Here is a 14674-nt window from a genome sequence, read left to right as displayed (position 1 = left end):
GCTGCGGCGGCTGTCGCCCGACAGCGGCGTCGCACACACAGATATATACCAGCCGCGATAGCGGTGCCAAGCCCGCTGGTGCGCCGACGCCACGATTGTGTCATCGGCCGGTCAACTTCAACCGGGTACCCCTTTACCGGGTACCCGCACCCGTCAGTCTTCCAGCGTTTCGTGCACGGCCGCCGCGCCGCGTTTCCAGTAGGCCGCCGCGCGGATGCGCGACTTGTCGACGCCGCGCTCGCCGGTCAGGTGCTGGCGTACCGCGCGCATCGACAGCGCTTCGCCGGCCGCCCACACGTAACCGTCGCCGGACGGCGGCAGCGGCATGTCGCGCACGGCATTCAGCAGTACGTCGCCGTCCGCCGCGTTGGCTTCGGCGCGGAAGCGCCAGATTTCATGCACGTCGGCACGCGTGTCGAACGCGATCTGCGCGGTGCGATCCGCGACTTCCAGCACGACGGCCACGCGCGCACCGGCCGGCAATTCCGCGAGACGCCGCGCGACCGCCGGCAGTGCCGTATCGTCGCCGATCAGCAGGTGCCAGTCGAAACCGGTCGGGACGACGAACGAACCGCGCGGGCCGCCGATGCCGAGCCATTGGCCGACGCGTGCCTGTGCGGCCCACTGCGACGCGGGGCCCGGGTGGTTCAGCACGAATTCCAGATCGAGCTCGCCGGCGGCGCGGTCGAAGCGGCGCGGCGTGAAGTCGCGCGCGACCGGCTTCGGTTCGCCTTCCGGAAATTCGGGACCGTTCTCGCCGAGCTTCGGCATCGCGGGCCGTTCAGCGCCGGGCGGCGGGAAAAATACCTTCACGTGATCGTCGAACGACGCGGATTCGAAATCCGCGAGATCGGGGCCGCCGAGCGTGACGCGCAGCAGGTGCGGCGTCACGGTGTGCACGCGCAGGACCTGCAGCAAGCGGAACTTGAGGGTGTGGCGCACGCGGGTCACGGTGCGGTCGGATGTGTTCTGCATCAATCCGTTCTCCTGAGGTTTTGACGGGGCAGCACGGCTTACGCGCCGGTGCCGCCTTCGATTTCGGCTGTCGCGCGGCGCATGATGGCCGCGATGCGTCGCTGTTCGTCGGCGTCGGCGGCGCTCTTGTGCAGCAGCGCGCGCTTGAGTGCGAGGCGCGCCTCGACGAACTCCGGCAGCCAGCCGGCTTGTGCTTCGTCCTGCGTTTCGCTGCCCGCCGATTCCCCGGCGAACGCGCGGCGCATGAACTCCATCTTGCGCGCGAGGTGCGTGAGGCGCGCGAACAGCGTGTCGACGCGTTCGCGCTGGGCGTCGAGATGGGCGCGGCCGGCGTCGGTCAGCGCATAGCGCTTGCGGTTGCCTTCGGCCTGCGACGCGACGAAGCCGACTTCTTCGAGATACGTGAGCGCCGGATACACCATGCCGGGGCTCGGGCTGTAGAAACCGTTCGAACGCGTGTCGAGCGCCTTGATCAGCTCGTAGCCATGGCTCGGTTGTTCGGCGACGAGCGCAAGCAACATCAGTTGGAGATCGTCGGAGCTGAACTGGCGGCCGCGCGGCATGCCTTCGTCACCGGAATCACCAAAGCCGCCCCGTCCGCCGCGACCGCCGAACGGGCCGCCACCGAACGGATCCTGGCCGCGGCGGTGGCGGCCGATCGCGTACCAGAGACCGGTGAACCACTCCGGGCGGGCATGTGCGCCATGGCCGTCGCATCGGGCATGGCCGCGAGATGGGTTGTGTCGCATGATCGAATCCTATATCTCGTAAAACATATCTAAAGATATATATCGAAAGATATGTCGTCAAGAGGATTTATTGGGGTTGGATGGTTATGGGCCGTATGCTGGACCGCGGCGGATACTTGTCCGTGCGTCAGCGGCACAGCGGTCCTTGGCTAACAACGACGCAAATCCGTGGACTGCGGCGATGCGTATAACATGCCCGTTGCACCCCAAGCCCCATCAGCTACCGCCATGCTATTCAATCCGGCACGTCACGAAGCGCTCGAACCTGTTGACTGGGATGCCGATCGCGTCCGCATTGCCATCGCTCGAATCATCGATGAAACGAGCGCCGTGTTCACGCCGGACAGGCTATGGCCGTCGCACCCATTGGATCTTGAAACGAAGGATGGAACGGCACCTGCGTTGACGCCGTTCTATTTCGGAGCCGCCGGAGTGATATGGGCGCTCCATCATCTCGGTGCGCTCAGCGCCCCGGGCACACGAACCACGTGGCTGGATCAACTCGAACCCATCCGCGCACATAACCAGAGGTGGCTTTCCATCGCAGGAATCGACGGCGACGCTTCATACCTGTTCGGCGAACTGCCCATCCTTATGCTGCAATTCGCGCAGACGCCCACGCCGTCGCTCGAAACACGGCTCGCAACGTTGATCGCCGGCAATATGGATCATCCGGCGCGCGAACTGATGCGGGGCGCGCCGGGTACGCTGCTGGCCGCCTGCTTTCTATTCGAGCTCACCAACAACGAACGCTGGGCAGGATTGTTTCGCGAGACCGCGGCACAGTTGTGGAATCAACTCCAGTGGTCTGACGAACATGCCTGCCACTTCTGGACACAGGATCTGTACGGTCACCGTTCGACCTATCTCGACGGCGTACACGGATTCGTGGCGACAGCATCACCGCTGATCCGCGGCCGGCATCTGCTCGATGGAGCAGACTGGTCGCGCTGGCAAGAAGCGATCGCGAACACGGTGCGGCAAACGGCGACTCACGAAGACGGCAAAGTCAACTGGCGGATCCAGCTTGACTCGGCCGTTTCGTCGGGCGACGACCTGCTGATGCAGTTCTGTCACGGCGCGCCGGGCTTCGTCACATGCCTGTCGCGCTTCCCCGGCACGGCGCTCGATGATCTGCTGACCGGCGCGGGAGAGGCGGTTTGGGATGCGGGGCCGCTGGCCAAAGGTCCGTCTCTCTGTCACGGCACGGCCGGCAACGGCTACGCGTTCCTCGTGCTATACCAGCGCACCCGAAACCCGATCTGGCTCGACCGCGCCCGGGCGTTCGCGATGCACAGCATCGGCCAGTCGGAAGCACATGCGGTGCGGTATGGACGGCGACGCTATTCGTTGTGGACCGGGGATCTCGGTGTCGCCATCTATCTGTCAGACTGCTTGCGCGAATCGGCGGCGTTTCCGACGCTGGACGTTTTTTATCCTCCGCAACCGGTGTGAGATTTCGACCCGAACGGCACATCAACCGGCGCGCCGCAAATACAACGACGCGATCTCGCGCAAGTCCGGCAGTGCAAAAGCATCGGGATGCAGGAACGCGGCCGCCTCGGCAAGCACCGCATGCCGGGCGATTGGCCCGAACGATTCGATCCAGTGATCGCCTACGCTCACAATCTTCACGCGATGCGTCGACGCGAGATGCTGCCACACGGGGTTCGTGTCGAAGCTGCGCCGACCACCATCGTCGTAAACGAAAATCGTGTCCGGCTTCGCAAGCAACAGTGTCTCGAGGCTCATCTGGAACGCCGTATTGTCGCGCCGCGACGGCAGCGGATTGCGCCCGGCGACGTTGACGCCACCCAGTGCATTCAGCAACGAGCAGGTCATGTTCTCGTCGTAGAACGCCCACGGCGCGGCGCCCGCCCCCCAGACGAACAGGTAGCGCGGTGCGCGGCGTATTCCTGCGCGTGCGCGGAATCTCGCCAGCACGTCGGCAAAACGCCGGTTGAGCGCGGCGGCCGCGTCGGCACGGCCAAGTGCGGCCCCGACGAGCGCGATGCTACGGTCGCTGTCGTCGCCAGTCTCCAGGTCGAGCGCAAGATACGGCGCGATCTGCCGGAGCCGCACCGCGTTCGCTTCGGTGTAGCGGCGGATCGCGACGATGAGGTCGGCATGCGCGCTCGCCAGCAATTCCAGGTTCGGGCTCGCGCGCTGTCCGAGGTCGATCACGCGGTCCATCCTGTCCAGCAGATAGGCAGGCCGCGGGCTGCGCACCAGAAACGTCGACGCGATCGGCTGCACACCGAGCGCCAGTGCGGTATCGGCACCGAAGTACGAAATCGCCGCAAGCCGGCTCGGTGCGGTATCGAAGCGCAGCGTCACGCCGCGATCATCCACGACGCTGTACGGCGAGGCTGATGACGCCGCGCAAACGGGCTGCACGAGCACCGCTGCCAGCGAAGCCGGCAATGCGAACGACAGCGCACGACGCTTGCGGTCAATCATCTCTGGCGGCCCCAATCGATGGCACGGCGTCGCAAACGGCCGGCCCGGCATCGTCCTCGCCTTCGACGGGTGCCGCATAGCCGAGCGGATGGCAGACCGGCACACCGTCGCTCGCACCATGCAGCCGCTCGCTGCGCACATGGAATACATCCGCGACGAACGTCGTTGTAAGCACGTCGATCGGTGCGCCGTCGGCAACGAGCCGCCCGTCGTGCATCACGATCGCGCGGTCTGCGAATCGCATCGCCTGGTTCAGGTCGTGCAGCGACATCACGAGCGTCAGCCCGAATTCGTCGTTGAGCCGCCGTAGCGTCTGCATGACGTCGAGCTGATGCCCGAGGTCGAGATAGGTCGTCGGCTCGTCGAGCAGCAGGATGTCCGCGCGCTGCGCGAGCGCCATCGCAATCCACACACGTTGGCGTTCGCCACCCGACAGCGCGACGAGCGCGCGGTCGCGCATCGCAACCAGCCCGGTCATCTCGAGCGCCCATTCGACTGCTTCGCGATCGTCGTCCGTTTCGCCGCGCAGCCAGTTCCGGTGCGCGAACCGTCCGTGGCGGACGAGTTCCTGCACCGTGAGGCCGGACGGAATGTCCTGCGTCTGTGCCAGGAACGCGATGCGCCGCGCAAGCTTGCGGCGCGGCCATTGCCGCAGCGGAACGTCGTCGAGCGATGCATCGCCGCCGCGCGGCGGAAGCAAACCGGCTAGCGCGCGCAGCAGCGTGCTCTTGCCCGAGCCATTCGGACCGAGCAGGACGGTGATCCGGCCAGGCTCGATCGACAACGACAGGGCGTCGACGATGCGGCGCGGGCCATATCCGAGCGAGAGATCGCGAGCAACAAGTGTCATCGTGACGACCGGGACAGCAGATAGAGGAAGAGCGGCGCGCCGAACATCGCGGTGACCGCCCCAACGGGAATTTCGGCCGGTGCGACGACGACGCGACCGGTCAGGTCCGCAAGCGCGGTGATCAGCGAACCGCAGAGGAGTGCGAATGGAGCCTGCCGCCCGAGCGGGCCGCCCACGGCGAGCCGCGCGAGATGCGGCGCGATCAGGCCGACGAACGCGACAGGGCCGGCGATCGCTACCGCGCAGGCAGCCGCGAAACCGGCATAGACGATCGCCACGAGACGCCAACGCTCGACGCTCAGCCCAACGCTCGTCGCCGCGTCATCGCCAAGCGACAGCACCTGCACCGCCGGCAGGATGACCGGGAGGAGCGCGATCGTCGCCACGGTCCACGGCGCGAGCAGCAGCACGTGCGGCCAGCCGCGCGCGTACAGGTTGCCCGCGAGCCACGTCAGCAGCACCTCGATCCGGCTCGAGCCCCAGCCGGCAAGTATCGTCATCGCGACCGCATACATCGCGGCGCTGACGGCGACGCCCATCAGGATCAGCCGGAGCGGCGCCGTGCCGTTGCGCCACGCCAGCACGTAGACGCCCAGCGCCGCGCCGATGCCGCCCGCCTGCGCGACCAGCGGCATCCACGTGATGTCGTACGCGTCGAGCCGGCTGCCGTCGAGCGATCCGGCAAAGTTCGCGACGAGCAGCAAGAGCATCACGCCAAGCGTCGCGCCGGACGACACGCCGATCACGCCGGGTTCCGCGAGCGGATTGCGCAGCGCCGCCTGCAGCACGAGCCCGCTCGCTGCCAATTGCGCGCCGATCATCAGCGCAAGCAGCACACGCGGCAGGCGCAGATCCCACATCACGAAGGCAACGTCGCGTGCGCCGTCGCGATGGATCAGTGCCTGAATGGCCGCCGTCAACGGGAAATCGGCCGCGCCGAAACGCACCGACAGGACAACCGTGAGCATCAGGATCACGGCCCATGCTGCGCGTCGCGCGTACGACGTGCCAACCAACCAGATCGACATGCCCTTCACGTCGAGACCCCTTCGTCGCGGCGAATCATCGCGATCAGCAACGGCGTGGCGACCAGCGCGGTCAGGAAGCCGACCGGCAGTTCGCGCGGCGCGGCAACAGTGCGGGCGACGAGATCGGCTGCCGACACGAGCAATGCGCCCGCCATTGCCGTCACGCCCAACGTCCGGCGATAGCCGCCCCCGAGCGCGACACGCACGAGATGCGGTACGCACAGCCCGACGAAACCGACCGGCCCCGCGATCGAAACGACAGATGCCGACAACGCAACCGCGATGCCAACGAGAATCAAACGCCAGCGCAGCAGGTCGAGTCCGACGCCCTGCGCCGCTTCGTCGCCGAGCGCGAGCGTGTCGAGCACGCGCGCGCAGGCCAGCGCGGCGGCGAGCCCCGCGACGGTCCACGGCGCGACCATCGCGACCTGCTGCCAGCCAACACCGGCGAAACCGCCGGCCAGCCAGTAGAACAACGGCCCTGCCTGCGGTCCCGCCACGATCATCAGCGAAATGACGCCCGCGCTGCCGAGCGCGGCGATCGTCGTTCCGGCCAGCGACAGACGCAGCGGCGACAGTCGCGCGCGCCACGCCAGCGCGAACGTGAGCGTCGCCGCGATGCTGCCGCCGGCCAGCGCCACGAACGGCAACATGCCCGCGCCCCAGGACGGCGCCAGCACGGTCGCGGCCACGACCGCGAGCGCCGCGCCACTGACGACGCCCGTCAGCGTCGGGTCGGCGAGCGGATTGCGTGTGATGCCCTGCATCAGCGCGCCGGCGACCGCGAGGCTCGCACCGACCATGAGCGCCGCAATCAGGCGCGGCAGCCGGAGCGTGTGAACGATCTGCGCGGCGGGCGTATCACCGCCGGCCAGCGCATCGAGCGCCGCCGCAGGACTCAGCACGAGGTTGCCGGCGCACAGACTCGCGAGCGTGATCGCAGCGAGGCCGCCGATCAGCACGAGCGCAACCGCACCGACCCGTGCACGTCCCCCGCGTGCCGTCCCCGGCAACGGAGAACGCGGGCGCCTAGCCGTTACGGGACGTCCGTTCACGATCGTGCCGCGCCGGCCTGCTTCGCCAGCGCCCCCAACCGGTATTCGAACTTGCGCAGCAGCATCGTCGCGGTCGCGGCCAACCCGATGGCGAGTCCGGCCCAGATGCCGTAGATGCCGTAGCCGAGCATCACGCCGGCGGCCCAGGCGACAGGCAGCCCGATCATCCAGTATCCGACGATCGAGATGCGGAACGCGCTCTTCACATCGCCGAGCCCGCGCAGGATGCCGACGCCGATGTTCTGGCTGCAGTCGAAGATCTGCAGCAGCGCCGCGATCGTCAGCAGCCCCGTCGCGAGCCGCAGCACATCGGCATTTGCGGCCGAGCTGCGTGCGAGGAACGGTGCGAGCACATGCGTCGGCGCGACGAGATACGGCAGCGCGACGATCAGCATCGCGCCAACGCCCAGCCCCAGCCCCGTATAGCCAAGCCGCCTTGCGCCGCGATAGTCGTGCTGCGCGCATGCATGGCTGATGCTGATCGACGACGCATGCGACAGCCCGACCGAAATCATGAACACGATGTAGATCACCTGGTTGACGACCGTCTGCGCCGCGAGCGCATCGGTGCCGAGCGTACCGATCACGAGCGTGAGCACGGTGAAGAACGCGGCCTCCGAGCCGTAGGTTGCGGCAATCGGCGCACCCATCTTCAGCGTTTGCCGGAACGCATCGGCATCGGCGCGCCAGAAGGCCAGCGACAGGTGCTCACGCAGTGCCGCCCGACGCTTCGCGATCGTCAGGAACGCGAAGAACGACAGCAGGTACACCGCGCTCGTCGCGCACGCGACGCCGGTCAGGCCGAGTTCGGGGAACCCGAAGCGGCCGAACATCAGCGCATAGTCGAGCACCGCGTTGACGGCGATCGATACCACCGTGATCGCGAGCAGCGGCCCCGGTTTGCGCAATCCGACGGTGTACTGGCGCAGCGACTGGAACCACAGGCACGGCAGCATGCCGGGCGCTGCCGCCGCGAGGTAAAGCGCGGTCTGCCGCGCGATGTCCGGATCCTGGCCGAGCCAAACGAGCGGCCGTTCGACGGCCAGCATCAGCAGTACGAACGCGAGCGCGGCGAGCGTCGACAGCGCGAAGCTCGCCCGCACGAGACGCATGATCCGCGCCGTGTCGCGCTGCCCGTTCGCGAACGCGACCAGGTTGCCGGTGCCCGTCACGAGGCCCGTGCCCATCGTGCGCAGCTGGTTGAACACGGTCAGCGCGAGCCCGCCGGCCGCGATTTCCCGCGGGCCGAGCAGCCCCATCATCACGATGTCGGTTGTCGTCAGCGCGACCTGCGCGAGCTGGGTGAGGATGAGCGGCGCGGCGAGCGCGCCGATGTGCCGGGCGTCGAGCCAGAACTGTCCGTGAGGTTTCATGCGATGACGGTGAGAATCGGAAGGGCAAGCCATCGGCAGGCAGGGCCGCGTGTCTGCGCCCCGGCCCGCCGGTGTCCGTCACAGGTCGGTCGACACCGACAGCCAGAACGTGCGCGGCGCGCCCGTGAACAGGTACCCGGTCGGGTTCGCCTGCCAGTAGTCGCGGTTGAACAGGTTCGTTACGTTCGCGCGCAGCGTCACGTCGCGGCCGGAGACTTTCGTCGTGTAGCGGCCGCCGAGATCGAAACGCGTCCAGCTCGGTACATGCTGCGTGTTGTCCTGGCTCACGTACGCCTTGCCCGTGTAGATCATGCGGCTCGTCAGCGTGACGCCTGGTACGAACGGCGTATCCCATTCCGCGCCGAGCGTGGCCTGCAGCGACGGCGCGCCGATCGCGTGATTGCCGTCGTAGGTGCCGCCCTGCGTGCGGCGCAGCCGCGCGTCGAGCCACGTGACGCCGCCCAGCAGCCGTACGCCGCGCGTGACTTCGCCGAAGCCGGACAGCTCGAGACCGCGATTGCGCTGCAACCCGTTGAGGCTGAACAGCTTGCTGACCGGATCGACGATCCCGCTCGGCACGTCGATCTGGAACAGCCCGAGCGTCGCGCCGAACTTGCCGAGATCGAGCTTGGTGCCGACTTCGTACTGCTTCGACTTGAACGGTGCGAACACCTGGTTCGGGTTCGCCGCGTCGGGCGGCGGTGCCGAACCGGGCGTCAGCGCCTCGATGTAGTTCGCGTAGAACGACAACTGGTCGAGCGGACGAACGACAAGCGCAACGGATGGCGTGGTCGCGCCCTGGTCGTAATGCGACGTTTCCGCGCCGGACGTATCGAAGTTGCGGCTGCTCACTTGCTGGCGACGCACGCCGACCGTGAGCTGCACGAGCCCGCCGGCGGCCGACAGCGTATCGGCCACGCCGATGCTGCGCAGGATCTGTGCGCTGTCCTTCGCTTCCGGCGACACGGACACTGCCGCACCAGGCCCGGCGAGGCGGGTCGGCATATAGATGTTCGTCGTGTAGCTGCCGTACGCGGTCTGGCCGAACCACGTCGTCTGCTGCAGGTAGTCGCCGCTGACGACAAGCTGGTGATCGATGGGGCCCGTCTTGAAGCGCGTCCGTGCGCCCGCCTCTGCCGACAGCGCATGCGATGCGCCCGACTGGTATCTCGAAGTGGACTTCGCGTCGCCCAGCGCATTGATGATCGTCGCGCCCGGATCTTCCAGCTTGTCGTAGCCAAAGCGGTTCATGCCCACCGCGCCGAACAGCGTCACGTTCGACGACAGGTCGTATTCGGCGCGCCCCAGCGCCGTCAGGCTATGGGAATTCGAATAGGAAAACGTCTGCGCGAGATTGGTTCGCGAATCGGGCGCCGAGGGCACCGCGATGCCGGCGATCGGCGTATAGCCGCGCACCGGCGCGCGCATGAAGTCTTCCTGGTAGATCACGTCGCCGGATACGCGCAGGCGGCTGCCGCGGTAGTCGAGCCCGACCGACAGCGACGTATTGCGCCGCGACTGCTCGTCGATCGGTGTGTCGCCTTCGCGATGAGCCGCGTTGACGCGTACGCCGAACTCGCCGTTCTGGCCGAAGCGCCTGCCGATGTCGGCATGGCCGCCGAACACCGAGCTCGATGCATATTCGGCGGTCAGCCGGTTGAGCGGCGTGTCGTCGGCACGCTTCGTCACGACGTTCACGCTGCCGCCGACGCTGCCCTGCGGCATCATCCCGTTCAGCAATGCTCCGGGGCCCTTCAGGATCTCGACCCGTTCGACCGGATCGGCACCCACACGATAGGCGGGCACGAGCCCGTAGAGGCCGTTGAGCGCGATCTCGCCGTTCTCGACGCGCAGCCCGCGAATCGTGATCGCGTCGTAGCGATTGGTGCTGTCGATCGCCGCGCGGACCGACGGATCCGTGGTGGTCAGCAAGTCCGCGACGCTGGTCGCCTGCTGGTCACGGATCAGCTTTTCCGTGTAGCTCGAAATGCTGAATGGTGTGTCCATGTAGTCGCGATTGCCGAGCATCCCGACCTTCGCGCCCTGCGCGACCTGGCCACCTGCGTAAGCCTCGGGAATGGCGTCGCCGACCCGCTTGCCGAGCACGTTCACGGTGGGCAGCACGCCCGCTTCGGCGCCTGCGGCCGCCGCCGCCGGGCGCAGCGAGAAACTGCCGTCGGATTGCTGCACCGGCTCCAGGCCGGTTCCGTTCAGCAACGCCTGGAACGCGCCCTGCACCGAGTAGGTGCCGTGGACGCCCGCGCTGGTTTTCCCGGCCGTCATGTCGCCCGGCACGCTGAGCATCACGTTTGCCTGATCGGCAAGACGGTTCAGCGACGCCGACAGCGGGCCTGCCGGGATGTCATAGCGCCGGGTCGCGGCTTGCGCCGCCGCACCGGCGGCCGATTGGGCGGATGCCGCTTGCCACGCGCCACTCCCCGCGAGTGCGAGGCCTAGCACGGCGCACCGAACGGCGTGCGCGGTAGGGCGATGCGCGGTGCGCGGCGCACGGGGCATCTGCGCGCAGCTGCGCGCGGGCGGCGAAAAATCGGGATTCGACGAGAACGACGGGCGACGCATGGACGGCATTCCTTGAGAATGAAGTGAGCAAGGGGAGGTCCATCGCGCGTCTAACAGAGCCGGATACCTTGGCTTGATAGCGGCTGCGCCCGGTCGATCGGGCGGCGCCATGCTGGCTGCGACTGTCGCCATTGCGACGACACCTGCTTCCGGACGGAAACGGATGTCGGCAAGCCGGGGCGGATGCCCCGCCTCATGGCGCCGGGTCGGCATTCAGAGCACTGATTGATCTCCGAATGGTCCTCTTTCATCTGTTAATCGGATGACGCCCGGAAATGCGAACTGAAATCGGAAATTATTTTGCGGCGACGTGAGATCGCCCCCGCAACCCTGGCCAGAACCGGCATCGCGCCGGTCACCGGGCTTCGATCGTGACCCACCACGGCAACGTGCGACGTACGCGGATCGGCAAGTCGCGTTCGAGCATCGCGAGCGTCTGGTCGGGGTTGTCGGCGGGGAACCGGCCGACCACGCGAATGCCTGCGACCGACGGATCGACACCGATGTGCCCGTGCTGATAGCGATCCAGCTCTACAATCAGCGCGCCGAGCGTGACGTCATCGGCCAGGAGCACGCCGCGCGACCACGCTTCACGCGCGGGGTCGGCCCGTTCCGGCGCGTAGATCGTATCCGCCGTGAACTGTCGCTGCTGACCGGCCTGCACGATTTCGACATGTCCGGCCAGGTTGCGAATCTCGACACGGCCGTTGAATACGGCCAGCAGCGTGTGCGTGCCGGACTGCCGTACGGTGAACCGGGTACCGAGTGCCTGCATCCGGCCGTTCGGGGTGTCGACGAAGAACGGACGTCCCTGACTGTCCTTGGCGGTATCGATAAGGATTTCGCCCATCTTCAGCGTCAGGACTCGCCTGGTGTCGTCGTAGTGAACATCGAACGCACTGTCCGAGTTCAACCAGACGCGCGTGCCGTCGGCGAGTTGCACGTCGCGCCGCTCGCCGATCCCGGTGCGGTAGTCCGACCGCCACGCGACGATTCGATCCGCCAGCGGCGTAAAGCGCCAGGCGAACCAGCCGGCGAGACCGGTTCCGGCCAGCGCCACGAGACCACCCAGCACGTGGCGCCGGCTCGCCGAACGCGCCGCGGAAACATGTACCGCAGCCGCGGCAGCGTTGCGCTCGCCTTGACTCTCGCCCCTGAGCGGCTCGAATCGGCGGCTGACCGCTTCGACATGCGCCCACGCGCGCCGATGTTCCGGCCGCTCGGCCAGCCACTGCGCCCACGCGTGGCGATGCTCGCCGCTTCCGCCATCGGCATGCAGGAGCGCATACCAGTTGGCCGCCTGTTCAAGACTTTCGAAATCCGCCTGGACGCCGGATTCGGCGGCGGATGAGGACGACGAGACAGCCATCGGTTAGTGCTTGATGCCGGCGTCGAGCAACGCGAGCTGCAGCATCGCCTGGGCGAGATACTTCTGCACCATTCGGTCGGAGACGCCCAATTCGCTCGCGATCTCGCGAGTGGACAGGCCGTGAATCTGCGCCATGACGAATGCGTCCCTTGCCTTGTCCGGCAGCCGGCTAATAAGCGCGCCGATTTCCATCAGTGTCTCGATGACGATCGCGCGATATTCAGGCGAGGGCTCATAAGGTTCCGGCTGGGCAGCGAGCGCGTCGAGCCATGCCTGTTCGACCTGACGGCGACGGAACAGGTCGATACACATGCCCTGCGCCATCGCGCGCAAGTAGGCCCGTGCCTCTGCATCGCTGTCGAAGCCCTTGGGCACCGGCTTGAGGATCAGGCGAAGAAAAGCGTCCTGTGCGAGGTCCGCCGCATCGAAGGCATTACCCAACCGCCTGCGCAGCCACCCCTGCAACCAGCCATGGTGGTCGCGATAGAGAGCCTGCACCTCCTGGTGCACGGCGAGTTGGGCGGCGGACATGGAACAACCCCTTCGACTTTATAAACGGGAGACGAGAAAGAAAATGCGAATCATTCCCGTTTATAAACCAATTCAATCGGTTTACGCAATATTTCGTAATTGGGGGTCTTATCAAGGCCAGTGAGTCAAACGTCTTGATTCGTCAGACATTTTGGGGATTCGGCTCTCCGTTTCCCGCAGCGTGGGTCACTTCCCCTTCGCCTGACACGCCGAACATGTTCCGGTGATCACAATAGACGCTTCTTCGTATCTGTAGTGATTGTGAGAGGCAATGTGCTCGAGCTGGCTGGTCAGCGCATCTTCGTAAATGTCGCAAATTGCCGTGCAGCGCCGGCAGACAAGATGATGGTGATGCCTGCCGCGATTCAGTTCATACACGACGCCCGCATTGCCAAGCGATGCACTGGTGACAAGGCCGCTTTCGGCGAATGTAGCCAGGGCTCGGTAGGTACTTGCGAGACTGAAGGGTTCCGGACCGCCGGAGAGCATCCGGTAAATCTGCTCGACAGAAAAGTGAGCGGCAGGATTATCGCGAAACAACTTCAATACGCTGAATCGACTGGCTGTCGGTCGTATCCCCACCCGAGCCAGTTCCGTGTAGATGGCTTTCATGTTCTTGTTTCAATATGTCCTGCCACATCATGTCTTGCCTACGCTTAAGTGTCCCTTAAGCCGAGTATTGATTCGCGGCAAGGCGGCTGCAGCGTCTGGATTCCCCGTATCCATGGCACGAAGAGACCTTCGCCCGTCAGCGCCTTGAACCAATATCAGGGATCACCACACCGGTCGGTGGATGCATGCGGAAGTAGCTGGATCCAGTCAGGGTCCGGACCGGGAGATTGTCGCTTCGCTCACGATGGTTGTATCTTCCAGCGCATCGGTCGAGTGTCGGTCGATCAATTGATTGCCGTCCGACCACCGATTTGTCCGACATCAACGACAATGCAAAAAACGCCGGGGCCCCGTCGCGACGATTGCCCGGCGGTAACGAATTCCGGGTTCAACCTGGCGCGTACCCGACCCGCGGCCGGACGGCTCATCCATGAGTTGCCACGTGATACTTTTCTGCCCCCGGATGCTCAGCGGCGTTCGCTACAGGCAATCCATGGGTCACGAGTCGAGCGATGTCATGCCGGACTGCAGATAGTTCTGGATCCCGACCTTCTGGATCAGTTCAAGTTGCGTTTCCAGCCAGTCGATGTGCTCCTCGGTATCGTCGAGAATGTTCTCGAGGATTTCGCGCGACACGTAGTCCTGCACCGATTCGCAGTACGCAATCCCTTCCTTGCAGGTGGCCTGGGCGATGCGTTCGAGCTTCAGGTCGCATTCAAGGATCTCCTCGGTGTGCTCGCCGATGAGAAGCTTGTGCAGATCCTGAAGATTCGGCAGCCCGTCGAGCATGAAGATGCGTTCGATGAGTGCATCCGCATGCTTCATCTCGCCGATCGATTCTTCATACTCGTGCTTGCCCAGCTTGTCGAGTTGCCAGTGACGATACATACGGGCGTGCAGGAAATACTGGTTGATCGCCGTCAGCTCGTTCTTCAGTTGAGCGTTCAGGTATTCGATGACTTTCTTGTCGCCTTTCATCGCAGTTCTCCTGTTCGGCGCGTTCGTCCACATCACACCCAGAACCAACAATAGTCGGCGGTCAGCCGAATCGCAAACGCCTTCCGGGTGAAACAGACGGGCCCGATGGAAAAG

At 65.7% G+C, this 14674-nt stretch carries 12 protein-coding genes and 1 pseudogene; 1 reads left to right on the top strand and 12 read right to left on the bottom strand.

What is annotated here, in order from left to right; all coding sequences use genetic code 11:
- Window positions 1-153: 153 nt before the first annotated feature.
- Together BCO18175_RS22455 and BCO18175_RS22450 are read right to left on the bottom strand one after the other, a co-directional pair.
- Window positions 154-975 carry a siderophore-interacting protein gene (locus tag BCO18175_RS22455; RefSeq protein ID WP_174984103.1) on the bottom strand — a complete coding sequence of 274 codons (822 nt, stop codon included), beginning with the start codon at window positions 973-975 and terminating at the stop codon, window positions 154-156.
- A 38-nt stretch (window positions 976-1013) separates the two neighbouring features.
- On the bottom strand, window positions 1014-1724 hold the full coding sequence (locus BCO18175_RS22450) for a PadR family transcriptional regulator (RefSeq protein WP_174984101.1): 711 nt from the start codon (window positions 1722-1724) through the stop codon (window positions 1014-1016).
- Window positions 1725-1952: 228 nt separating this feature from the next.
- On the opposite strand from BCO18175_RS22450, the gene BCO18175_RS22445 reads away from it, so the two are divergent.
- Entirely contained in the window at window positions 1953-3179 is a 1227-nt protein-coding gene (locus BCO18175_RS22445) for a lanthionine synthetase C family protein (RefSeq protein ID WP_174984100.1), read from the top strand.
- Between the two features lie 21 nt (window positions 3180-3200).
- On the opposite strand, the gene BCO18175_RS22440 is transcribed toward BCO18175_RS22445, so the two are convergent.
- The 10 genes and pseudogenes from BCO18175_RS22440 to bfr all read right to left on the bottom strand — a co-directional run bounded on the left by BCO18175_RS22440 (window position 3201) and on the right by bfr (window position 14560).
- A complete protein-coding gene (locus BCO18175_RS22440) occupies window positions 3201-4184 on the bottom strand; it encodes an ABC transporter substrate-binding protein (protein ID WP_174984097.1) in 984 nt (327 codons plus the stop codon).
- A pseudogene (locus BCO18175_RS22435) lies at window positions 4177-4971 on the bottom strand (ABC transporter ATP-binding protein); the annotation flags it as partial. The gene BCO18175_RS22440 and the pseudogene BCO18175_RS22435, both read right to left, overlap by 8 nt.
- 59 nt (window positions 4972-5030) lie before the next feature.
- Window positions 5031-6062, bottom strand: a complete 1032-nt coding sequence (locus BCO18175_RS22430) for a FecCD family ABC transporter permease (RefSeq protein ID WP_174984093.1) — start codon at window positions 6060-6062, stop codon at window positions 5031-5033.
- A 5-nt stretch (window positions 6063-6067) separates the two neighbouring features.
- Entirely contained in the window at window positions 6068-7075 is a 1008-nt protein-coding gene (locus tag BCO18175_RS22425; RefSeq protein WP_174984091.1) for a FecCD family ABC transporter permease, read from the bottom strand.
- Window positions 7076-7113: 38 nt separating this feature from the next.
- The gene (locus tag BCO18175_RS22420) at window positions 7114-8490 is read right to left on the bottom strand and encodes an MATE family efflux transporter (protein WP_174984089.1); all 1377 of its coding nucleotides are present in this window, start codon (window positions 8488-8490) and stop codon (window positions 7114-7116) included.
- A 78-nt stretch (window positions 8491-8568) separates the two neighbouring features.
- Window positions 8569-10950 carry a TonB-dependent receptor gene (locus BCO18175_RS22415; protein WP_254608155.1) on the bottom strand — a complete coding sequence of 794 codons (2382 nt, stop codon included), beginning with the start codon at window positions 10948-10950 and terminating at the stop codon, window positions 8569-8571.
- Window positions 10951-11425: 475 nt separating this feature from the next.
- On the bottom strand, window positions 11426-12439 hold the full coding sequence (locus BCO18175_RS22410; protein ID WP_174984087.1) for a FecR domain-containing protein: 1014 nt from the start codon (window positions 12437-12439) through the stop codon (window positions 11426-11428).
- 3 nt (window positions 12440-12442) lie between these two features.
- Complete coding sequence (locus BCO18175_RS22405) at window positions 12443-12970, bottom strand: sigma-70 family RNA polymerase sigma factor (protein WP_174984085.1); 528 nt, start codon at window positions 12968-12970, stop codon at window positions 12443-12445.
- A gap of 186 nt (window positions 12971-13156) precedes the next feature.
- The gene (locus BCO18175_RS22400) at window positions 13157-13582 is read right to left on the bottom strand and encodes a Fur family transcriptional regulator (RefSeq protein WP_174984083.1); all 426 of its coding nucleotides are present in this window, start codon (window positions 13580-13582) and stop codon (window positions 13157-13159) included.
- Between the two features lie 498 nt (window positions 13583-14080).
- A complete protein-coding gene (gene bfr, locus BCO18175_RS22395; protein ID WP_174984081.1) occupies window positions 14081-14560 on the bottom strand; it encodes a bacterioferritin in 480 nt (159 codons plus the stop codon).
- Window positions 14561-14674 lie beyond the last annotated feature (114 nt).

This window comes from Burkholderia lata, assembly GCF_902499335.1.
Classification (GTDB): domain Bacteria; phylum Pseudomonadota; class Gammaproteobacteria; order Burkholderiales; family Burkholderiaceae; genus Burkholderia; species Burkholderia lata_B.
This window is presented reverse-complemented; position numbering and strand designations above follow the sequence as displayed.

Bases quoted from the DNA above. Each gene is read 5' to 3' on its own strand.
- BCO18175_RS22455 (WP_174984103.1), bottom strand. From the start codon at position 975: ATGCAGAACACATCCGACCGCACCGTGACCCGCGTGCGCCACACCCTC.
- BCO18175_RS22450 (WP_174984101.1), bottom strand. From the start codon at position 1,724: ATGCGACACAACCCATCTCGCGGCCATGCCCGATGCGACGGCCATGGC.
- BCO18175_RS22445 (WP_174984100.1), top strand. From the start codon at position 1,953: ATGCTATTCAATCCGGCACGTCACGAAGCGCTCGAACCTGTTGACTGG.
- BCO18175_RS22440 (WP_174984097.1), bottom strand. From the start codon at position 4,184: ATGATTGACCGCAAGCGTCGTGCGCTGTCGTTCGCATTGCCGGCTTCG.
- BCO18175_RS22430 (WP_174984093.1), bottom strand. From the start codon at position 6,062: ATGTCGATCTGGTTGGTTGGCACGTCGTACGCGCGACGCGCAGCATGG.
- BCO18175_RS22420 (WP_174984089.1), bottom strand. From the start codon at position 8,490: ATGAAACCTCACGGACAGTTCTGGCTCGACGCCCGGCACATCGGCGCG.
- BCO18175_RS22410 (WP_174984087.1), bottom strand. From the start codon at position 12,439: ATGGCTGTCTCGTCGTCCTCATCCGCCGCCGAATCCGGCGTCCAGGCG.
- BCO18175_RS22405 (WP_174984085.1), bottom strand. From the start codon at position 12,970: ATGTCCGCCGCCCAACTCGCCGTGCACCAGGAGGTGCAGGCTCTCTAT.
- BCO18175_RS22400 (WP_174984083.1), bottom strand. From the start codon at position 13,582: ATGAAAGCCATCTACACGGAACTGGCTCGGGTGGGGATACGACCGACA.
- bfr (WP_174984081.1), bottom strand. From the start codon at position 14,560: ATGAAAGGCGACAAGAAAGTCATCGAATACCTGAACGCTCAACTGAAG.